The following is a 23,886-nucleotide window of genomic DNA, read 5'->3' as shown; positions in this document are numbered from 1 at the left end:
TCACGTAGTTTGAAAATCGGCAGAATTTAACCGAATGAATGATGAAAAAGTATAAAAAGCATTTTATGCACCTCAGCTTAGCTGTGATTTTCGGCCTCCTTTTTAATTCCTGCAAGGAAAAAGAAGGCGCCAGTGAAGATCCAGACAAGGGCATCTCAGGCAAGGCCGTTTTTACCGATTTCGCCCCAAAAAAAGGAGCCGTCCGCACAAGGCTGTATATTGAAGGAAGTAATTTCGGCAGCGATGTCAACAAAATTAAAGTCTTTATTGGTGAGCAGGAACTCAAAGTTGTTGGGTCAAATGGCAGCCAGATTTATTGCATGATCCCGCGGTACACCAGCTCCGGAAAAGTAAAAGTGGTTATCACCCGAAGCGCAGGAGAAGCAGTTGAACACATTTTCCCAGATGAATTCCAGTATGCTAAAAGTACCGCTGTCGGCACCCTTGTCGGCAATGTGGATGAAAACGGGAATTCATCCATTATAGATGGTAATTTTGAAGAAGCTAGATTTGCCTATCCAGCCTATATCACCTACGAGCCCGAAAGCAATGCGCTCTTCGTAACCGAATTGGACAGAGCCGTCCGGCGCGTAGACCTACAAACGAAAACAGTCTCTACACTGATTACCAATGGACAGGCCGGCTTCACAAAAATGCAGACCACCACATTAAGTGCAAATACAGATACCCTATTCCTCACCGACGACAACCAAAATCTGACGGCCAGAACCAAGGTCGCCATTGCCTATTCCCTCCGCTCCGAAAACTACCGCCGCGTACATCCTTATCTCTATGATCCTGCCGCCTATTCCTGTGCCCCACACCCCATTCACAATAACATGTTCTACAATGGATATGCCGGTATCGCTATCAAAAAGGCAGTATTTGATTCCTTTCTGAATGAACTCGCTCCCAAGGAACTCTTTAAAATAGGCGGAAATACCAATAACAGTTCCCTGATCTTTTTTCATCCAACAGGCAACTACGCATACATCGTTTCCTACGGCTGTATCTATAAAAGCGTGTACGACTGGACGACCCGAGAATTACAACCTCCCATTATCTTTGCCGGTAGTCCTACCGCCAAAGGCGATGTGGATGCCATTGGCACCTCCGCCCGTATCGAGCGTGCCTATCAAGGTGTATTTGTAAAGAATCCCGACTATACAGGACAGGCCGATGAATATGATTTTTACTTCTGCGACCAGTACAATCAAAGTATCCGCACGTTAGCCCCTACAGGTGTGGTCAGCACTTTCGCAGGCAAGGGTAGCCCCACCCCCGATGGTAGTAAAAGCGGCTATATTGATGGCGACCCGCGCAAGGAAGCCCGGTTTGCCGATCCCACAGGAATCGCCTACGATGAAGAACGTAAGATATTTTACATTGCCGAGCGCAATAATAAACGTATCCGCACCATATCGATCGAATAAAGAAATTTAAAAGCATACAAACAGATCCATTCCGTACGCTATAATCTAAAGATAGCGTCAGAAAGGCGTATTGACCAATAATAAACCGATGAAAAAAAGAATTCTACTGCTCCTACTGGCTCTGATCGCCGTTAAGCTCAACCATGCGCAAAACGGCTCGCGCATTCCGGTCACCATCACCGGAACTGTCAGCAACAAGGCGAAGGAACCGCTTAGCGGCGTTACGGTAACCATAAAAGACCAACCCGGACTCGGAACAGCAACCGACAACAAAGGAAACTATACCATCAAAGCATCCAAGTACCAATGGCTGGTCTTTGCCATGCTCGGTTACGAAAAACAGGAAATATTAATCAAAGATGACCTCAAAATAGATATTATGCTAAAAGAAGCAGATCATAGAGCCATGGACGAGGTCATCGTCACTGCGCTCGGGCCACAAAAGAAAGCCACAGTCACCGGTGCCGTCACTACTGTCGATCTCTCCCAGCTAAAGACACCAACCTCGAGTATTACCAACGCACTAGCAGGAAATGTGGCGGGCGTAATGGCGATGCAGTCTAGTGGTCAGCCCGGAAGTAACATGTCCGAATTTTGGATAAGAGGTATCTCCACATTTGGCGCCGGCACCTCAGCTTTAATCCTTGTCGACGGATTTGAGCGTAGCCTAAATGAAATCAGTATTGAAGATATCGAATCATTTTCGATCCTCAAAGACGCCTCCACAACCGCGATATATGGTTCTAGGGGAGCCAACGGTGTCGTTTTGATCACCACAAAAAAAGGAAAAACAGATCGCGTGAGCATCAACGGCAAACACGAGGCCTCCTACAATACACGAACATTTACACCGAGTTATGTCGATGGGCATACCTATGCAAGCCTCATGAATGAATCACGCATCACACGCAACGAAGAACCATTTTACAACAACGAGGAACTCTTCCTCATAAAAAACAGGCTCGATCCTGATCTATACCCCGACATCAATTGGATGGATATGTTTTTAAAGGACGGTGCCTTTACACAACGTAGCTCGCTCAATTTCGACGGTGGCGGCTCACTGGCAAGATACTTTGTTTCCGGAAGTTACATCAACGAAGGCGGAATGTACGAAACTGACGAGAACCTCAAAAATTATAATACCAACGCCAACTATAGGAGATGGAATTACCGCGCCAATATCGATATGAACCTCACCAAATCCACTTTGCTAAGCGTGGGTATCAGCGGGTCGTTGGGCAAACAGAACCTCCCCGGTGGCACCTATGATGAAATCTGGGCCTCGCTCATGGGGCAGAATCCCATTTCTATTCCTATTAAATACAGCGATGGACGTGTTGCATCCAGAGGTGGAGCAGAAAAGCAGAACCCCTGGGTATTGATCACACAGCAGGGATATATCGAAAATTGGGCAAACAAACTGCAGACCAACGTTACACTAGAGCAAAACCTAGATGTGCTGACCAAGGGGTTACGTTTTGTAGGACGCTTTGGTTACGACATCAACAACAACAATAATATCCGCAGGATGAAATGGCCAGAAGGTTGGATGGCCGAACGGCTGCGCAACTCCGACGGCGAGCTTGTACTCAAAAGAACAATCACCGAGCAGCTCCTCACACAGCGCTCCAATGCCACCGGCGACCGCTTTGAAACCATGCAAGGTGAATTGCACTATAACAAACAACTCAAAGATCATACCCTCGGCGGAGTCGTACAGTATACACAAGAAAAACGCGTCAACACCTCCAATTATGGCGAAGACATCATGCAGGGCATAGAACGCCGAAATCAGCGGCTCGCAGGTCGGTTTACGTATGGCTATCAGTCGCGTTACTTCTTCGACTTCAATTTCGGTTACAACGGATCAGAGAATTTTGCCAAAGGCCATCAGTTTGACCTCTTTCCAGCCGTCTCCGGAGCATGGAATATAGCAGAAGAAAAATTCATCAAAGAGCGGCTTAGCTGGATGAATATGCTCAAGATCAGGTACTCTTTTGGTAAGGTCGGCAACGACGCCATGCCCGTACGCTTCCCGTATCTAGCTTCTTTTAGCACCGATGAGAATCTCGGCTACAATTGGGGCGATATCGAAAGCAAAAATCTATACCCCGGACTCACCTATTCCCGCATAGCCTCCAATTCCATTACCTGGGAAATTGCCACCAAGCACGACCTCGGACTTGATTTTTCTTTTTTCAATGACAAATTCGGTGGACAGCTCGACTACTTTCATGAACAACGTGATGGAATATACATGGAACGTAAATATATCCCTTTTGTGGTCGGCCTACAAGGACAAGATCCCAGGGCCAACGTCGGTTCTACACGATCAGAAGGCTTTGATGGCCAGATGCGGTTTACCCAAAAGATCAATCAGCTCAGTCTAACGGCGCGCGGCACCATGACCTACAGTAAAAACACCATCCTCGAAGCTGACGACCAGTTCAGCAACTACCCATACACCACCCTTTCCGGCTTTCGGGTCAATCAGAACAAAGGGCTCATCGCCTTAGGACTTTTTAAAGACTATGAAGATATCCGAAACAGTGCTACCCAAAACTTTGGCCGTACCGCCCCCGGAGATATCAAATACAAAGATATTAATGGCGATGGTAAAATCGACGACACCGATATCGTACCCATCGGCGCAACGCGTTACCCTAACCTCGTCTATGGCTTTGGCTTATCAGCAAACTACAAATCATTTGATGCCAGCGTACATTTCCAGGGTGCTGGAAAATCCTCCTTCTTTATCAATGGGTATACCGTATACCCATTCAGCCAGGGCGACTGGGGAAATATTCTGACCGATGTGGTCGAATCCAACCGCTGGATACTTGGCGTCAACGAAGATGTAAATGCCCAATACCCCAGACTCAGTTACGGCGGTAGCGCCAATAATTACCGCGCTTCAACCTATTGGCTCCGCGAGAGTTCGTACCTACGGCTCAAAACCCTCGATATAGGATATGCCATACCCAACGGATTCACAAAAAGAATAGGCGTCAAATCGGCACGGCTCTATGCCATGGGCACCAACTTGCTGACCTTCTCCAAATTTAAATTGTGGGACCCCGAGATGAACAGTTCCAATGGCCAAGCCTATCCACTGGCCAAAACAATCACCCTCGGACTTACCATCAACCTCTAACGATAGAAACATGAAGAAAATACCACTACTCGCACCCTTGCTGCTCAGCGTCAGTTTATGTCTATCCATCAGCTCCTGCTCCAAATACCTGGATGTTGAGCATTTTTTTGATGACCGACAGAGCGAAGATCGCATTTTTAAAAGCAAAGATTATACCGAGCAATGGCTCGGAAACTGTTACAACAAACTATTGGATTACAACCTCGAAATGGGCCATCGAAATTATACCATCTCCAACTACTCGGACGATATGTTCTACAATGAATCTGCCGGAGGCAACGGCGATGAGTACCGACGATTTAAATTTGGAGAGTACGATTATACCTGGCAGCGTCAATCGTGGGCACAGTCCTATGGCGGAATCCGTCAAGCCTCAGTCATGATCCACAGCATGGCTGAAGGCGGCGCTTTCACGCCAAAACAGGTAACGGATTACAAGGCGCAGGCACGCTTTATCCGCGCCTACCTCTACTGGCTACTCCTACGCAAGTATGGTCCAGTACCAATTATGCCAGATAAAGGCGTAGACTACGACGAAAGCTACGACAAACTAGCCTACCCGCGTAACACCTACGATGAAGTAGCCACCTTTATTGCCGAAGAAATGGCCCTGGCAGCGCAAGATCTCCCCCTAAAACGCGACAATCGCAACATCGCCCGTCCTACGCGTGGAGCAGCATTGGCCACACGCGCCAAAGCATTATTATTTGCGGCAAGCCCCCTGGCCAATGGTAACGCAGAAATGAGCGACTTTACAGACGATAAAGGCCGCGCGCTGATTTCGGCACAATACAACGAAGAAAAATGGGCACGCGCAGCAGCGGCAGCCAAAGATGTAATCGATTTAAATGCCTACAAGCTGTATACAGCCGATTTTAAAGCCAAGGGTACTACCGACTATCCGGCCACCATCACCCCCCCATATCATCCAGCATACTCCGAAAAGAATTTTCCCGAAGGGTGGGCCAATATTGATCCCTTCGAATCCTATCGCGCCGTATTTAACGGTGATCTATATGCGGCCGAAAATCCAGAGATGATCTTTACCAGAGGCGAAAATCAAACCGATGAAAACCATGGTATTATCGCGCTGACAAGGCACCAGATGCCCCAGGTGGGCGGCGGATACAACTGCCATGGCATTACTTTAAAACAATGTGATGCCTACGCCATGAATGACGGAACCACATTTAATAGACAGCAAATCCGGCAGCAATACGGAGCAAATATGTTTGTGCAAAAGGCTGAACTCGATCAATTCAAGCCACTCCTGGAAAATGTTTGGAAAGACTTTGCCCATCGAGAACCACGATTTTATGCTTCAGTGGCCTATAGTGGTACGCTGTGGACCATGTCTAGCGCCACCTCCAACTTATCCAATGTCACGAACAAGCAGATCTTCTATTATCGGGGTGAAAATGAGGGTATGATCAATGGCGACCGCTGGCTACCTACAGGGATAGGCATGATGAAATTTGTCAACCCAAAAGATAATGCCACAGGCAATGGCGGCAAGATATACCCCAAAGTGGAAATTGCCATACGATATGCCGACCTGCTACTCATGTATGCTGAAGCGCTCAATGAGATCAATGGATCCTATATGATTGCTAGCTGGGATGGCAAAACTACCCATCAGATCACTCGAAATATCGATCAGATGAAAAACAGTATAGGTATGGTTCGTATCCGCGCGGGAGTGCCCAATTATGACAACGCCATATATACCGACCAGACAGCTTTACGCCGCCAAATCAAAGGTGAGCGGCAGATCGAATTGCTGGGCGAAAATCAGCGCTACTACGACTTGCGCCGATGGAAAGACGCTCCAATAGATGAGGCGCAACAGATCTACGGTTACAATGTCTATATGACCAAAGACAATGCAGACCTATTCTATACCCCTGTGCGCGTACCGCAACTCCAAACTATATTTTCTAAAAAAATGTACTTCTGGCCCGTCGACTGGGATGAGCTCCGCAAAAACAGACGCATGACGCAGGCACCGGGATGGCCTTCTTTCGATTAATCAAACCAGCCAAAAAGAACTAGATAGAAAATACCGCAAGAGACATTGCATACTTATTTAAGCATTAGAAATAAAAACACATGAAAAAGCTTTATATCTATATTTTAACCCTAGTCTTGGTCTTGTTCCAAACGGGGTGCAACGATGAATGGGAAGAAGAATTGTATACACAGATGGTGTCTTTTAAAGCCCCAATTGGAAGTGAAGGTGTATCCGAAGTCTATCTGCGCTACAACAAGACCGGCGAAGTCACCTACAAATTGCCTGTCATCCTGAGCGGCTCCCGCGAGAACGACAAAGATCTATATGTCAAGGTGGTTGTGGATAGCGATACACTGGCCACCTTTAACCAGGAAAAATATCAGTACCGCGAAGACTTATATTTTAAACAGCTTCCCGAACAGTTTTTTGCACTGCCCAAGGAGAGCTGCCTGATTCCCAAAGGAGCACATACCGAAAATTATCCGATCAAATTTAAGTTTGACAACCTCGATCTTGTCGAACGCTATGTACTTCCACTCTCCATTCAGGAAGACCCCTCCTATGTAACCAATAAGCGCAAAGGATGGCGCAAAGCATTGCTTTATATCAAACCATTCAATAATTATTCGGGCAATTATTCAGCCACGTCCATGAATGTCTATGCCGACGGGCAAACTAAAAATCCACTTGTATCTAGCGTCAGAACATCGTGGGTGGTAGACGAAAAAACAGTATTTTTCTACGCCGGAGTTCTGGAAGAGAAATCAGAAGATCGGGGCCGTTACAAGATTATCATGGAGTTTATGGAACCCTCAGAGGATGTTAACGGTATAAAATCGGGCACCCTTCATGTGTATGCCGCCGACAAATCCATCAATTTTGAAATGCTCGGGCAGCCCACCTATCAATTAAGGGAAATCGAAGATGCGACCAAAAAATATTTGGTCAAACAGTACTGCACCGTCAACCTAAAATACAAATATGACGATATCACCACCATGCCCGGTGTGCCCGTGCGCTACCGCGCCGAAGGAAGCATGACAATGGAACGCTCACGCAACACCCTTATTCCAGATGAAGACCAGGCAATACAGTGGTAGCATACGTCCAGGTAAATGCTGATCAAATAAACGATGCAATCCAATTGAAAATCTTTAAACAAACACATCCATGAAAAGAATGACAGTGACCTTTTATTTTATGATGAGCAGCATGTTATGGGTATCTGCCTGTCAAAAAAACAGTCCTACAAACGATTTAGATCCTATCCCAAAAAGCAATACCCAACCCGTAGATCCCACTGTAGATGATACAGTAGTTGTAGATAGTACCTTCTCCAATCCACTCATGCCCGGAGGTCCCGATCCCTGGGTAATCCAAAAAGACGGTACTTACTATTATACCTATACCCAGGGAAGCAAGCTCGTCATCCTCGAAACCAAAAGCATGTCCGAACTCGCCTCCGCACGGCGATATGAAGTCTATACCCCTCCTGCAGATCAGCCCTATTCAAAAAATTTATGGGCACCCGAATTGCATGAAATCGATGGTAAATGGTATTTCTATTTTGCAGCAGATAATGGCAGCAATGCCAACCACAGAATGTATGTACTCGAAAATTCTTCTCCCACCCCCGTTCAGGGCAACTGGGAAATGAAAGGTAAGATTTCCGATAGTGCAAGCGAATGGGCCATTGACGGAACCATTTTGCGGCATGATGGAAAGATGTATATGATCTGGTCGGGCGGGAATGCCGGCGCACCGCCCCAAAACATTTATATAGCGCCCATGAGCAACCCCTGGACCATTTCCGGACCCAAGGTCATGATTGCCACGCCCAACTATGCATGGGAGAAAAACGGAAATCCAATCAACGAAGGCCCCCAGGTGTTGATCAACCCACAGGGCAAAGTACATATCGTTTACTCGGGTAGCGGTTACTGGTCTGACGGCTATTGCCTCGGCCTGCTCACACTAAAAGATGACGGAGACCCACTACAGGCAGCAGATTGGACAAAACGCAACCATCCCGTATTTTCCATGAGACCCGAAAGTAGCATTTATGGTCCCGGCCACAACGGCTTTTTTAAATCTCCTGATGGAAAAGAAGACTGGATGATTTATCACGCACGTAATGTAGCCAACGACGGCAATGCCACACGACGTCCCTATATCCAGCGATTTTCCTGGCATACAGATGGCTCCCCAAACTTCGGTTTACCGGCCAATCCTGCACTCAAACAAAAGCGGCCAGCGGGAGAAAAATGGCGGAAAATATATACCAAGAAAGGGTGGACGGTCGCTGGCTTCAGTTCCGAAGAACCCAATAACAACCGGTCTGCTGCCGCAGTGATCGATAACAATATCAACTCCATATGGATAACCCGCTATTCAGTCAATCCAACAAAATACCCCGACCATTACCTCACCATCGACATCGGAGCAGCCCAATCCGTAGATGGTTTTGTAATCCATCAGAAAGATGGCGACAGAAAGATCAAAGAATTGGAAATCCATGTCGGCAATGACAATCAAAACTGGGAAAACCTGGGCACCTTTACCTTGAGCGATGTCAATCTGCTGCGGCAGTTTATCGACCTGGCGCAGACCAAGCAATTTCGCTATTTTAAACTCATACCCAAGTCAGGCTACGACAATCAACAGCAGCCCGGCCTGGCGGAAGTCGGTATATTCCGCAATAGCGATTAGTATACCCTAAACGATGATTACTGAAAACTATAGGGGCAGTCCAAAATTATTGGATTGCCCCTTTTTAAACCCCTATCGTTACATCGAATCAGGATCTCGGCATTGACTTCAGGTAAGCCGATGGAGATACCTTATAATACTTTTGGAAGTTCTTATTAAAGATACTCTGCGAACTATACCCGACTAGGGTAGCGATCTGCTGTAAACTAAATTCATTTTGCGCCATGAGTTCAGTCGCTTTCTTTAAACGCGTTTTATCGACAAGTTCCTTGGGCGAAAGCGCAGAAAGCTGCTTTATTTTTCGGTAAAATGTAGGCCGGCTCATCAACATATGTTCAGCAAGTTCATCAATACCAAGTTCCGGATACCTAAAGTTTTTTTTGATATAAGCATCCAGCTTGTGCAAAAACTCAGCGTCCAGCTTTGAAGGCGCCAGCAAACGGACATCTTCAAACGGTGCATGGGCAAAATGAGTTTTTACATTCACCCTATTTCTTAGCAGATTGTCCACCTGCACCAATAAAAGTTCCAAAGGAAAAGGTTTCTGAACATAAGCATCGGCACCTACTTCAAGCCCCTCGATATGCGCAGTATAACTGTTCTTTGAAGTCAGCAATAGTACCGGTATATGGCAATAGTTCAGATTCGATTTGATGAATTTACAGAGTTCGAAACCGTCGATTCCCGGCATCATAATATCCGAAATAACCAGATCAATCATTTCGCTATCTAAGATAAGTTTTGCGCTTTCACCGTTGTCAGCGGTGTGTGTGCAATAATTTTCATTCAATTCTTCAGACAAGAATTCCAGAATTTCTAAATTGTCGTCAATAATCAATATATGCTGTCTCATAATTATCTGATTTTTTTCCAACTGCTAAGTTCAAACTCCCTTTCCTGCCGTAGCGGCAGCACCAATTCAAATACAACAAGGCTACCACCATGTTCTATAAGCTGGAGCGTCCCCTTGTGCAGCTCGCTGAGCGACTTGGCCAGCGAAAGACCGATCCCGGTTCCAAACCCAAGACTATTTTCTATCCTAAAAAACGGCTCAAAGATCCTTTTTGCATATTTATCAGGAATAGGTTCACTATCATTTTCTACCGCAATGTTAAAACTGTTTTTTTCGATATCTGGATCTGCCAGCCGCACATTCACGTAGGTGAGACCATATTTTATAGCATTAGAGAGTAGATTGTTCAATATTTTTACCGTAGCTTCACGGTCGACAAAAGCGATGACATCATCCTCCGGATAAGTACTGTTCAAACGGATATTACTCTGTTCGGCGATCTGTTCAAAAGAAGACATCACTTCTTTTAACAAATCAACAATATTTGTTTTCACAAAATTGAGCCCAAATTGATGCAATTCTGTTTTTCTAAAATCCAACAATTCCGCTGTCAGTTCGGTCAGTCTCAATGTATTTTTTTCAACCTGTAACAAGTTTTTACGGATAGTGTCGCTATCCGTAATTTTTCGTAGCATGCCCTGCACACGACCAAGGATCAACGTCAACGGCGTTTGTATTTCATGCGTGATATGCGTAAAAAACTCAATTTTAGCCGCATAGATTTCACGTTCTTTTTCATGTTCAAACCGCATAAGTTTAGCCACATTTTTTCGAATGGCCCATCGATGGTAATAAAAAGCAATCAAAACCAAAAGCACGATCACCAGCAAAGTATAGAAGCTGTATGCGGCAAAAGTTTTCCAAAATGGCGGCGTTATAATAATCACAAGCCTACGTTCAATACTCCTCCAGCTGCCCGTATTACTTTTCGCCCGCACAGTGAAAATATATTTACCCGGTTGTATATCCGTAAAATAAGCCTTTCTATTGCTAGCAAGAATTGTGCGTTTTTGAGCTAACCCCTCCAATATATATTCATATCTGGTAACGGCCGGAGAAGTATAATTGAGCGCAGCAAATTCAATACTGAAGTTATTTTGGTTGTAAGCTAAACAGATACTGTCGAGGTATACTACCGAACGCTTGATTGGACTTTTTTCCACACCAGGATGGATAGCTTTATTGTCTATCTCCAGGCCAGTAATAAATAAAGCCGGGCGAGGTCCAGTGTTTAAAAAATCTTTGGGATCAAAGGCGATCAGCCCTTTCACTGACCCAAAATACAAGATACCAGACCTGTCTTTGTAAGCCGAACAAAAATTAAACTGATCAGTGATCAATCCGTTGGCTTGCTGATAGTTTTTAAAGGCCCCCGTTTTAATATCCAGGCACAAAATCCCCTTCAACGAACTTATCCAAAGGTTTTGAAAATCATCTTCCAGTATACTAAAATACACATTGGTCGGAAAGCCCGCAGCAGTGTCGTATCTTTTAGTTGACGTTCGGTCTCGACTTAAGCGGATCAGCCCACCACCTTCCGTGGCAAACCAGATCGCCCCCATGCTATCTTCATGGATACCATATACCGGAAATTCGGGAATCTGACCTATTTTAGTGCTGCTCCCAAATCGAATATTCCCCTGTACACCCGACTTGGGATGATAGTAATAAACACCGTTCGACATGGTGCCCACCCAAATAAACCCATTTCTATCCTCCCGGATGCTTAGCACATAAGGACGACCAGGGATATGATTGATGCGATCAAAAGTCTTTCTTTTGAGGTCGTAGCTGAACAGGCCGGCGTTCTCATCATAAGCAGTACCCACTAATACCGTGCTGTCACTTGTCTGAAAGATGCTCAACACAAAATCGTTGCCAGATTCGGCGGGTAAACCTATAGCACGATGCTGCTGACGGATTAGCCCTGTCCGAATATCCATAATCTCCAATCCCCGGTGAAAGGGTCCCACAAGAAGATCATTTCCCACAGCGAGCAGACCGTGGATATTCGGATAGGAAAGCGCATTTTCACCTGTTGTTGGATAGTGCCTAAAAAATTGCCTCTGCGGATCAAACCTATTGAGACCGGCATCTTCCGTGCCAATCCAGAGGTGACCATCCCGATCAGGAACTAGCTCACGGACGGCATATCCTGATATCGAATTCTGTCCCACAATAGGGTAGTATTTCCGAAAACGTGCGTTTTCAAGCGAGCAATAGTTCAGTCCACCAAAAAAAGTACCCAGCCACATCCCCCCGCTTTTATCTTTGCATACTTTATAGACCGCGTTATCCGTCATCGCATACGGGTCATCAGCACGCTTGCCAAGATGCCGGCATTTTTTGATATTGGCATTATAGATATACACTCCAGATTCAGTTGCGACCCAATAATCGCCATTATTTCCCTTACAGATATCCCGCACAAAAATAGCACTATCCTCCTTTTCACTAAGCACAATGGTCTTCGTTGTTTGCTTATCCAAATCATAGCGCTTAAGCCCAGCTCCAAAATATCCAACGAGTACGGCACCATCATCAAGCGGGAAAATAGCACTAATGGTATTCATATTCGAAGGCCTGTTAAAGTTCACCGTTTTCATGGTTTTCGCAAGCACCCCACGCGGGTTGAAAATACGGAGTTCCCCCTGCTTATTACCCGTCCACAGATTTTTGGCACCATCCAAAAATAAGGCAGTAGTCTGTATTTGATAATTTTTGACCATGCTCTTTTTTATGCTATAGCGCCAAAGCGACGAATTGGCAATAAACCAGATATCATCCCCATTGGCAATTACCTGTTCGATATACACCTGCGGAATCAGATCAACCGGCGATATCACCTCACCAATGGTATCGTACCGATACATTCCCTTTCCTGTGCCGATCCATAGTATTCCTGGCTGCCCTTCGGTCAAAGTATTGATTACATTGTTGCCGATGTTATTAAAAGGATCATCTTTATTTTCGCAAAGCTTAAAATTGTAGCCGTCAAATCTGCACAGACCAGCACGCGTGCCGACCCACATAAAGCCTTTGCCATCCTGTAAGATGGAGCGAACAGCCTGATGAGGAAGTCCATCCTGCGTCTGGTAGTGCTTGAAATAATATTGGGCATGACAAACAACCACGCTAAACTGCAGGATCAGCCAAACAAAAAAAGTAGGATAAGACATAATCTATGTTGGCAATCGGTTCTTTCAAATATAATCAAATGTACCAAAAAATGACAAGAGCACATGTGATGACATTACGGACAGCCAATAGCCGTGTGAAACAAAAAATGGTACAGCGCAGTCTAAATCAAGAAAATGTTAGCTAAGTCTATTCACTTTGAGACAAAACGACAAAAGATTGAGCAAAAAAGGAATGAAATTTTGACTTCTTTTGAAGAATTTAACACCAATTATACATGACGATGAAAAGACCACTTCCATTATTGTTATTTATCCTACTATTATCTTTTGTGTTAAAGGGACAGACCGTAATACAAAATCCTTTACCAATCGCTTTCGGTGATCCTTTCGTCCTGACGGATTCCGATGGGAAATATTATATGTATGGCACCGGCGGCGATGTAGACAAAGGCTTTGGAGCCTATTCATCCACCAACCTGCAAGACTGGACTTTTGAGGGGCAGGTTTATTATCATGACAATAAAAACGGATGGGGAATAGATGCATTTTGGGCACCTGAAGTATACCGGCGAAATGGTCGTTACTATATGCTGTATAGCGCCCAATGGAAAGATAATCCGACGCGAGAACTTGAGAATTTCAGGATCGGTGTTGCCGTATCAGATAAGCCCACGGGGCCATTTATCGACTGGTACGATCGGCCAATTTTTGATCCAGGCTATCCCATTATCGATGCCAATCTTTGGTTTGAAGATGGCCGGGTTTACCTCTATTATTCCAGATGTTGCTACAAACATCCGGTCGAAAGCGAGGTGGCCACCTGGGCAAAAAAGAAAGGCTGGTATGATAAGGTGGAAGAAAGCTGGGTATACGGCGTAGAAATTAAACCTGATTTTTCCGGTATCATTGGCGAGCCTAAATTACTGTTGCGTCCACCACTAACAATGGGCGTTTCGGACGATTGGGAGAGCAGATCGGTAACCAGCAGAGAAGTAAATCGGCGGTGGACAGAAGGCTCTTATCTCTTTAAAGAAGGCCACACGTATTATATGATGTATTCGGCGAATAATTTCGATGGCAAAAATTATGCAATCGGTTATGCCACTTCGAAAAGTCCATTAGGCCCATTTAAAAAAGCCTCAAACAATCCCATTTTACAAAAAAATGGGCTGGTAACAGGTACTGGTCACAATAGCATAGCCTATTCGCGGGATGGCAAGCAGCGGTATTGTGTCTATCACGGTCGCACCGAAGCAACGGGGCATCAACGACTGGTTTTTATAGACCCGATGGAAATTACCGCTGATGGCAAGCTTATCGTACATGGACCCACATTAAAAAAGTGATAACACAAAAAAGCGATGTATTCCTACACAGTAGAAATACATCGCTTATATAAAGACAAAATCTCTTATTAACTGGATTTAAAAACCATGCACCTATTAGATCAAAATGACTAAACCATTTTAAGTTTTTCAATTTCTTCAATAGAAAGACCTGTAATATCACTAACATCCGCTTTGTTATAGCCCTTCACTAGCATCTTTCGAGCAGATTCCAAAGCCTGTTTATGCTCTCCTTTCGCGAGCCCTTCAGCAAGACCTTTTTCAAGACCTTCAGCAAGACCTTCAGCAAGACCTTCAGCAAGACCTTTAGCAAGACCTTTCTTAAGACCCATTGCTTCGCCAGACCGAATAGCTGAATTGTAAACGCTCTCTGCATCCCGCTTATGTTTTAAACTCGATTCGTATGACATCCGATCCTCCTCTGTTAATTTACCTATTTCTCCTATTTCAAAGATAAGGCCAAATATCCTTTTATCCAAAAAAGACGGTAATTTATCCATGGTACTCAAGTGTTTAAGTACATATAACCACTGATCCATGACTGATTGAAGCTCCCCGGGCTTTTTATTAAACATCGGCAAAGACACGAGTTTATACCCCAGCTTATTATAAAAGATTTCATGCGTTGTCTTATCACATAATGCGACATCATAGAAATAAGGACGATCAGTCTTGCGTAAAAGAAAAGCCTCATCCTCCCCATGAAGTTTAAATTCTAAAACCCCTATAAAATAAATCACAGGTAAACAGTAATCATTACCCTTCTTCCCCTTTGACAATTGCTTATTAATCAAACGTGACGTATAATAGACAGCGCGATCCTTGAAATATTCCTGAAATAATTGCTGCATCTCTATAATAAATATTTCTCCATCTGTACCGATACAATGTAAATCAAAAACAACCCTTCGCATATCTTCTTGATCACCGTCATACTCTATTGACTTATAAAATAAATCGGAAATTATTTTCTCACCTTCAAATAAGCTATTGAGGAATTCGATTAAAAGAATCTTATTTTCCTCTCGCCCGAAATAAAGCTTCCAACCAAAGTCAGTACGGGGATCAACATATTTACCGATCGATTTTAATCTTGCCATGATAATTTAAGTTTTTGGTTATCAATACAAATATAACAAAAAAAACTAAAATATTTAGTAAATAAGTTTAATATATTACTTCCTTTATTTTGGCCATTCCAAAAAATGTTTTAAATAGCTGCGCTCATTTCATTTACAGCCAAGCCAACAGTTCAGGACAGTTGATTAAAAAATTACCCCTATCATTACCCAACAAACCTGTTACAAAGCAATTCTTTAATGGAATATCTTCCACGCAAAATAGTGGATAATACGAACTTGTTCAGGTTTGCACGATAACCAATTAATCTGCCGTAAAACGCTTTTTAAAACCTATTATAAACAAGTTAAATGTATGAATTATCCATTTTTCAAAAAATCTTTGCTAAAGCGGAGTATCAAGCTTCTTTGCCCCCTGCTTGCGCTCTCACCAGCCCCGGTTTTTGCATCGCCAACAACAAATTCTCCACTTCTGCTTTCCACAAAATTTGCCGGTGTTACCGGCCGTGTGCTTGATCAAGACGGCAAGCCTGTCCACGGCGCAACTATTCTGGTCAAAGGCAGCAAAGCCGGCGTAAAAACAGGAGAAGATGGGGTATTCCATATCAACCTTCCTGCAGACAATACAGTTATTGTTGTGAGCTATGTGGGCTATAAAGTACAAGAAATAGACACGAAGGGCAAAACCAATATCACAATCCGGCTCGAATCCAATACCAGCATAGATGAGGTCGTCGTGGTCGGATACGGCACAAAAAAACGGCGCGAAGTCTTGGGTGCCGTAGCCTCTGTTGACCCAAAAGAAATCCAGGACATCCCGGCAGCCAATATTGCAGCAGCCCTACGCGACCGCGTCGCAGGATTAGGCGTAAGCGAGTCTTCGGGAAGGCCAGGCGCAGCAGTTACCCTCAATGTTCGTAATGCTTTCGCCTCAGACCAAGCCAAATTGCAAGGGGTAACCAATGAGCCACTGTATGTTATTGACGGTATTATTTCATCATCCGATGTCTTTGAAAACCTAGATGCGTCCATGGTAGAAAACATTTCGATTCTTAAAGACGCATCCGCAGCCATTTATGGGGCCTCCGGAGCAAAAGGGGTTATCCTCGTCACCACCAAAAGAGGGCAGGTAGGAAAGACACAGCTCACCTACAACGGTTACCTCGGTATTTCAGACGCTACGGTAAAGCCAAAAATGCTTTCAGCCTATCAACACGCCAAATTACTGAACGAAACCTACGCACTCAATAATGCCCAACCCACAGAATTCTTTTCGGATGAAGACTTAGCCTATTTAAAAACAAATCCGTACAAAAGCTGGTATGATGAACTTTGGAAACCCTCTAAAATGGAACGCCATAACCTATCCATTTCCGGTGGAAGTGAAAAGATAACCTTCTTTGCAGGCGGAAGCTATCAAAAAGAAGACGGTAACTATGCAGGTATGAGCCAACAGAAATATTCATTCCGATCCGGCTTCAACACACAAATTATTGACGGTTTAAAAGCTGATATTGCCTTTAATGTAAATAATACAAAGACCAATAGCCAAAACAGCCTATCCGACGACCGCGATCAAAACTTCTATCAAACCCTGATTACGACGCCGCAATGGGTACCCATACAGATCGATGGCCTACCGGTAAACTTCAGTAACATCAATGCCAATAGCAATACCAATCCACTGGCAATTATCAACTCAGGCTACTACCAAAAACGCAGCAACGCAAATTATAACATTAACGCCTCCCTAAATTATGCGCCAGAATACCTCAAAGGATTCAGCGCCCGCATACAGATCTCCAATTCGGGAACATCTTCCAGTGGTCAAGAATACCTCCCGGCTTACGATCTATACGAGTTTGTACGCACAGGAAACAACAACAAGCTCTACACCAACACCGTAGACAAAGTGTTTCGTATGGACGGTAGCAAGACAAGAATTTTACCCTCCTTGGGTAAAGGGAATAGTTACCAGGGAAATATCGTATTACAATATGCAAATACTTTTGGAAAGCATAGCCTTGATCTCATGGTAGGTGCAGAACAGTCGGCTTCCAATGCAGAAGGATTATCCGCTTACTGGACCAATCAACAGCTGCTAAATTTAGATGAATATTGGGCATTCGACCAATCGACTTTCACGCGGTCCGACCGATCAATCACCGAAGCCGTCAAACGATCCTTCTTTGGACGGCTCAATTACGATTACAAGAAAAAGTATCTACTTGAAGTGATCACCCGTGTCGATGCCTCCTCCAATTTTGCGAAAGGTAATATCTGGGGGGTATTCCCCACGGTAGCGACTGGTTGGGTGGTCAGTGACGAAGAATTTTTTAAAGACCTCAATTATCTCAGCTACTTAAAACTAAGGGCTAACTATGGACTGGTAGGTGAAGACCGCGTGTTAGCGCGGCTATGGCAAGAACGGTTCAGTGTCGACCTCGTCAATACAGGCTATCTCTACGGCGAAACTCCGGTCGCATCACTCAACCCAACCATTATTGCCAATCCCGATATCTCCTGGGAGAAACACCGTACCTTCAACTTCGGAATAGAATCCCGCTGGTTTGACAACAAACTGAGCTTTGGGTTCGAATACTATCTCCGAAACTCGTACGATGTATTTGACAAAGGTAACGACGAGAATTTTCCGATGTACGCCGGATTCAAAGCACCAGTCGTCAACTACCAGAAACGAAGAGGCTGGGGTACCGAATTTTCCTTGGGTTACCAAAACACCTTCTCCAACGGATTCAAACTTTCCACCAATATGAACTTTGGCTATTCGGCAAGTTACACGACCCAAATGTACTTCAACAAATTCCAGCTATGGGATTTCTCCTATCCAGACTGGAAGGTGGAAATGGGAACAGACTCCCGTAAATACAACAGTTCAAATTATGGACTGATCTATCAGGATATGTTACGTACACAACAGGAAGTGGATAATTTCTTGGCCAAGAACCCCAACTATACCATCGACGGCAAAGTACCACAGGTCGGCTGGACCGTATACGAAGACACCAATGGCGATGGCAAGATCACCGAAAAAGACCTAACCACCATGTTTGATAATACATCGCCGGTTTTTTCAACAGGGATCACCGTTGGCTTGGCTTATAAATCGTTCTCCTTAAACACCAATTTCAGGGCCGTATTTGGCGGAAAAGTATTCTATGAGTCCCAAGCCATGACCGCTCCTACTGCATTCGTGAATGTTCCAAGTTTTTGGGAAGACCATTGGTCGTTGGAAAACCCCAATGGAAAATTCCCAAGATATGACGATGCTGCGATGATGAAAAAGTGGAATTCTACCTTCTGGGCAGAAGATGGTACAACCATCCGTATCAACAATATGGTGTTCAACTGGAGTGTCCCTAAAACCTTTACAGATAAGATCAATGTACGCTCGCTCAAGCTGATGCTGTCGGGTAATAACCTATGGACCATTGTCGCACCATTTAAACACCGCGACCCCTATTCCTCTTCTTTGTACAATTATCCCACAATCCGTACGATTTCCTTTGGTTTAAACTTTGGTATTTAAAATTTTAAGACATGAAAACACATTTTACATACATAATAGCCTTATTGGTGGCGTCGAGTACAGCCCTGATGACACAGAGCTGTAAAGATGATTTTTTTGAGCTCGTAGATCATGGTGGTCTGGACGCGCGCATTTGGGACAACGAAGGTGCCATTGAATACTATCTGGCTGGTACCTATAGCATGATCATGCCTACCCATCCGCATGAAGTCACAACAAACGATATGCAGATGCACTATGCCAGTGACGAAAACTACTTTTCGGGAACGAATGCAGCCAGCAAAAAAGTATTGGGTCTGAGTGGGGAAATCACACTTAATGATGTCAAATACATTGCCACCAAATACCAGGGTACCAATATTGGGGATAACCGCTACTTTGACATTGCACGCTGCAACAATGCGATCGCCTATATTCCAGCAGGAACCCTGCCACCAGAGGTCAAGAAGAAATTTTTAGGACAGTTTTATGCCCTACGCGCCATCGTATATTTTGAGCTTACACGGCTCTACGGTGGCGTGCCCCTTGTACTCGACCCTCAAAATCCAGACAAACTGGAGTTAAGTGGTCGGGTATCCGCAAAAGCATGCTTTACACAAATCGTCAGCGACTTGGATGCTGCAATGATGAATTTAGATGGCGTAACCTGGGACGATGGCACTGGCCGCGGTAAAATTACCAAAGCAGCAGCAGCAGCGCTGAAAGCCAAAGCGCTGCTATACTGGGCCAGTCCACAGTTTAATCCAACCGACAATGCAGCGCATCCCTACGAAGCACAACGTTGGCAAACTGCTTTTCAGGCAAGCAAAGAAGCCTATGAACTCTGTCAAGCTACTGGGCGGGCCTTAATGCCCAACTATAATGAAATCTTTTTAAAAGAAGGCATAGCCAATACAGAAGCGGTACTACTTCGTTCCTATTCTGCCACATCACCTAAGCGTTACACTATTGTCGAACGCGCATCGCGCCCCGCCTCCGAAGGCGGAGCACCAGCAGATTATTATGTTCCGACCACCCTTTTGCTCAAAGCCTATCGCATGAAAGATGGCACACCCGCCAACGGGGATAACCTCCTGTATGATGATGCGCTTTTTTGGAAAAACAGAGATCCACGGTTCAAAAACACCATCGTCTATAACGGTGCAGACTGGCCATTGAGCGGCAAGACAGGACGAAAACAGTGGAACTACACCAATGCAGACGGAGAATCCTCCATAAAATCCTTTTATTGCAAAAAATTTGTCAATCCATCACTTTCATCTGCATCTGTGGGCATTTTCAATGACATAGGCGGCAATGGTATGGACTGGATTGAAATCCGATTTGCCGAAGTCATGATGAATTATGCTGAATCAGCAAATGAAACAGGCGATCTGGCGCTCGCGAAAGAACTGGTCCGTAGTATCCGGCAACGTGCCGGCATCGAACAGGGGAAATACGATTACGGTTTGTCTCTCGCTGCCAACAAAGAACAGATGCGCGATCTACTGATGAACGAACGGCAAATTGAATTCGCTTTTGAAGGAAAGCGCTATCACGACCTACGACGGACGCGTCGCATGCATACCCTCGAAGGAACGATCCAAACGTATCTGTTCGAAACCAAATCCGATGCTCTAAAGAAAATATTAGAAGCAAAGAACGCTGCCGGGATCGTGCATCGCGAGCGTTTGGACATGAACAATAGAGATACCGTATTGAATTACTTCAAATATCCGTATAATTTACGCGCAGAAAGCGCAAATGGAGCCTTTGCTTTCCGTGATTATTATTATTTCTACCCACTACCAAATACCTTTATGAGCTCATCTCCATTGCTCGAGCAAACAATCGGTTATGAAGGCGGTACATTCGATCCACTAAACAACTAATTATGAAAAAGAAATATTTATTGCTCCTTATCCTCTTCAGCATATTGCTTTCCTGCAAACGGGAAGGCGACAATATTTTCAATCAGTTTACGGATGTTAAAGTGACCCTGCACCAAGAAAATGAATTTAGTATTGGTACTTACAAGGATGTTGCTTCCGGAGACTCCATCTATGTCGATTTTACGATTAGCTCAGCTTCCAAAGACATGCATCAGGTATGGATCTTTTACAATGGCGCCGGTGCAGCGGCACTCAAAATCCCATTGGCAGACGGCGAAAAAAGAAGCTTCCGCTATGTCTATAAAATTAAGGCCGATAAGGTGGGTCTTACCACTTTTCGAATAATGGCGGTGGACAGCGAAGGCGTATTTATGGGCGATGGTTATACTTCAGTGACCTATAATGTGCTATCAGATTACGCCCATCTGAACAATCGCATACTCTATATGCCAGATAGCGCAGCGCAAAGCAGCGCTTGCTTTATTGACCTGATGGAAGGGAAAACATATACCTATGCTGAAGCCAAAGCGAATGCAGGAAAAATCGATCTGGGGATGTATCGCACCTATAAAGTAGAAGCCAATGGTGGCATTACCTATTCCTATAATATCTATTCGCTACAAGCCAGTCCAATTCCCTTTAAAGCTTTCGACTTTACGGATCTATCCGGAAAAGGCCGGGCAACCTATTTTTCCGGTATACAGACCAATCAGGCCTCCACATTTCTAAACACCTTAACGTCTGGAACAGTTATTCAGAACAATGCAATTTCCCGCAAAACGACCAATCTTTCGCTAAATGATCTTAAAGTGGGCAGCATGTTCTACTTTAAGACACCAGACGAAAAATATGGTGTCGTTATCGTCAATGCTTTGAGCGGATATGACAACAATCGCTATCTAAACATCAGCATTAAACGTCAAAATTAATTTGTCCCTTTTATCCCTTTATAGTATGGGGTACCGCAGCTCTGCTGGTACCCCTAACATAATAACATTATTCAAATGTAAATTACCCACCTATTTGGACCAAAAAAAGCGATGTATCCCCCTATAGCGTAGAAATACACCGCTCCTAACCCGAAGCATCCTAGTAACCAGGATTTTGCTTTAAGTTGGGATTCATCGATATCTGCTGTTGAGGTATCGGAAACACCGTTTTGTTTTCAGCAGTAGGTTTATGATCCCACCACGTTGCGGTATGAAATTTACCAAAACGGATTAAATCACGCCTTCTGAACCCCTCAAAAATAAACTCACGCCCACGCTCCGCCAAAAGCTCATCTAACGTCAGCGTACTCGTATTGTATTGTGCTGCCGCCCAGTCGGCATCAGCAAATGCCCTTTTTTTGCACATATTAATCAAGTCAACTGCAACTTGTGAAGCAGTACCGCCGCTTTTGCGCATCAGCGCTTCGGCTTTCGCAAAATAAATCCAGCTCAAGCGATACACATTCCAATCGGTATTGTTGTAATTTTCGTCAACAGGTATTTTAACACCATTGACCGTACCGACCACATTATTTCCAATTTTATATTTATTAAATCGGATTCCACTGTTTTCTTCACCGTCACTCATGGTAGACGATGTACCCCCCGATTTTGCCCGACGAATATAATCCACAAAGACAAGCTGTTCACCTTTATACTCTTCCGATCCTTCAACCATTTTACCGTCCACAAATTTCACCATTGGGCCGCTTAAAAACCATTCCTTTTTCCGTAGATCATTTGCTGCATACTGACCGAAAACACCAGGAACCAATACAATCCCATTATTTCCGTTTCTGCCGCCACCATAGATTTCACTCTGCACAAAATGATAGAACTCACTCGGAAAACCCGCCGAAAAATCAGCTTTTTTATAATCGTAAGCGATAGAAAAAATGGTTTCCTTGGAGAGATCATTCGTCGGAACATAAGCGTCCTTAATATTCGGATCTAATTCCATGGCACCATTCAAACCACCCCCGTCACCCGATATCAACTTATCAGCTGCCGCGATACAGTCATCCCATCTCGGCTGTCCATACCATTTCTCAGCATTTAAATATAGTTCGACTAGCATCGCGTACCCTGTAGCCTGCGACACCCGACCCAACATCGCCCGCGATAATTTTGGGGCTAAGTCAATATTATCTCGAATTTCTTTCTCAATAAATTCAAACACTTCTTTGGTAGAAGAGGGCTCCGGTAGAGGTTCTTCAGCAGTGGTCGGCGCTTTTGTGGTTATCGGAATATTTCCGAAAAGATCCATCAGCTTTAGGTAGTGCAATGCGCGTAAAAGCTTAAGCTCGGCAATGTATTGATTCTTTTCTTCCGTTGTAATCCCCATACTGGCCACATCAGATTTTTCAAGAATATCGATGGGGCTATTGCATAGACCTACCCCCCAGTACATTAACACCCAGGCATTGTTTAAACCTCCTTCATCTACTGTCCAGGTATGATAATGTAGTCGCTTCCATTTGCCATTATCTTCTCCATGCCGTCCTTTAGTTGGCCAGGCCAATTGGTCGGCCGATAATTCGGCCGGACGCCACCAGCCATCCTGTCCCGAAGGCGATATCCAAGCGTTGGCATGGGTATAAGGTCGCAATACAGCAGAAATTACTTCATTCTTATTTGTATAAAAATCTTCTGCAACAATAACATCGTAAGCATTTTCATCCAATTTTGTACAACTCGACGCACTGACGACGCACGCCAGCATTAAAATTTTAAAAATATTTTTCATA

Annotated in this window: 13 protein-coding genes; 9 read left to right on the top strand and 4 right to left on the bottom strand. The window is 44.5% G+C overall.

Going from position 1 to position 23,886, the window contains the following annotated elements:
- Positions 1-41 precede the first annotated feature (41 nt).
- From B2W36_RS07535 to B2W36_RS07515, 5 genes are all read left to right on the top strand, one after another.
- Positions 42-1,433, top strand: a complete 1,392-nt coding sequence (locus B2W36_RS07535) for an IPT/TIG domain-containing protein (RefSeq protein WP_293887205.1) — start codon at positions 42-44, stop codon at positions 1,431-1,433.
- Positions 1,434-1,521: 88 nt separating this feature from the next.
- Positions 1,522-4,590, top strand: coding sequence for a SusC/RagA family TonB-linked outer membrane protein (locus tag B2W36_RS07530; RefSeq protein ID WP_293887203.1), 3,069 nt, complete (start codon positions 1,522-1,524; stop codon positions 4,588-4,590).
- Positions 4,591-4,600: 10 nt separating this feature from the next.
- The gene (locus tag B2W36_RS07525; protein ID WP_293887201.1) at positions 4,601-6,619 is read left to right on the top strand and encodes a RagB/SusD family nutrient uptake outer membrane protein; all 2,019 of its coding nucleotides are present in this window, start codon (positions 4,601-4,603) and stop codon (positions 6,617-6,619) included.
- A gap of 80 nt (positions 6,620-6,699) precedes the next feature.
- A complete protein-coding gene (locus B2W36_RS07520) occupies positions 6,700-7,701 on the top strand; it encodes a DUF4973 domain-containing protein (RefSeq protein WP_293887199.1) in 1,002 nt (333 codons plus the stop codon).
- 70 nt (positions 7,702-7,771) lie between these two features.
- A complete protein-coding gene (locus tag B2W36_RS07515; RefSeq protein WP_293887198.1) occupies positions 7,772-9,310 on the top strand; it encodes a family 43 glycosylhydrolase in 1,539 nt (512 codons plus the stop codon).
- 88 nt (positions 9,311-9,398) lie between these two features.
- Here the strand turns inward: B2W36_RS07515 and B2W36_RS07510 are convergent, their stop codons facing one another.
- Positions 9,399-10,163 (bottom strand): response regulator transcription factor, encoded by a 765-nt coding sequence (locus B2W36_RS07510; RefSeq protein ID WP_209579360.1) that lies wholly within the window; start codon positions 10,161-10,163, stop codon positions 9,399-9,401.
- Between the two features lie 2 nt (positions 10,164-10,165).
- A complete protein-coding gene (locus B2W36_RS07505) occupies positions 10,166-13,342 on the bottom strand; it encodes a ligand-binding sensor domain-containing protein (RefSeq protein WP_293887197.1) in 3,177 nt (1,058 codons plus the stop codon).
- 242 nt (positions 13,343-13,584) lie between these two features.
- On the opposite strand from B2W36_RS07505, the gene B2W36_RS07500 reads away from it, so the two are divergent.
- A complete protein-coding gene (locus B2W36_RS07500; protein WP_293887196.1) occupies positions 13,585-14,649 on the top strand; it encodes a glycoside hydrolase family 43 protein in 1,065 nt (354 codons plus the stop codon).
- Positions 14,650-14,759: 110 nt separating this feature from the next.
- Here B2W36_RS07500 and B2W36_RS07495 read toward each other — a convergent pair whose 3' ends face one another.
- Positions 14,760-15,749, bottom strand: a complete 990-nt coding sequence (locus B2W36_RS07495) for an Rpn family recombination-promoting nuclease/putative transposase (RefSeq protein ID WP_293887194.1) — start codon at positions 15,747-15,749, stop codon at positions 14,760-14,762.
- Positions 15,750-16,083: 334 nt separating this feature from the next.
- Between B2W36_RS07495 and B2W36_RS07490 the strand changes: the two genes are divergently transcribed.
- From B2W36_RS07490 to B2W36_RS07480, 3 genes are read left to right on the top strand one after another with little or no spacing between them, the layout of a single operon-like run.
- Entirely contained in the window at positions 16,084-19,278 is a 3,195-nt protein-coding gene (locus tag B2W36_RS07490; protein WP_293887193.1) for a SusC/RagA family TonB-linked outer membrane protein, read from the top strand.
- An 11-nt stretch (positions 19,279-19,289) separates the two neighbouring features.
- A complete protein-coding gene (locus B2W36_RS07485; RefSeq protein ID WP_293887192.1) occupies positions 19,290-21,149 on the top strand; it encodes a RagB/SusD family nutrient uptake outer membrane protein in 1,860 nt (619 codons plus the stop codon).
- Positions 21,150-21,151: 2 nt separating this feature from the next.
- Positions 21,152-22,078 carry a hypothetical protein gene (locus tag B2W36_RS07480; RefSeq protein ID WP_293887191.1) on the top strand — a complete coding sequence of 309 codons (927 nt, stop codon included), beginning with the start codon at positions 21,152-21,154 and terminating at the stop codon, positions 22,076-22,078.
- 160 nt (positions 22,079-22,238) lie between these two features.
- Here B2W36_RS07480 and B2W36_RS07475 read toward each other — a convergent pair whose 3' ends face one another.
- Complete coding sequence (locus tag B2W36_RS07475; RefSeq protein ID WP_293887190.1) at positions 22,239-23,885, bottom strand: RagB/SusD family nutrient uptake outer membrane protein; 1,647 nt, start codon at positions 23,883-23,885, stop codon at positions 22,239-22,241.
- Position 23,886 lies beyond the last annotated feature (1 nt).

This window comes from Sphingobacterium sp. UBA3549 (genome assembly GCF_002376635.1).
Lineage (GTDB): Bacteria > Bacteroidota > Bacteroidia > Sphingobacteriales > Sphingobacteriaceae > Sphingobacterium.
The sequence above is the reverse complement of the archived record's forward strand: the minus strand, read 5'-3'. Positions and strand labels throughout refer to the sequence as shown.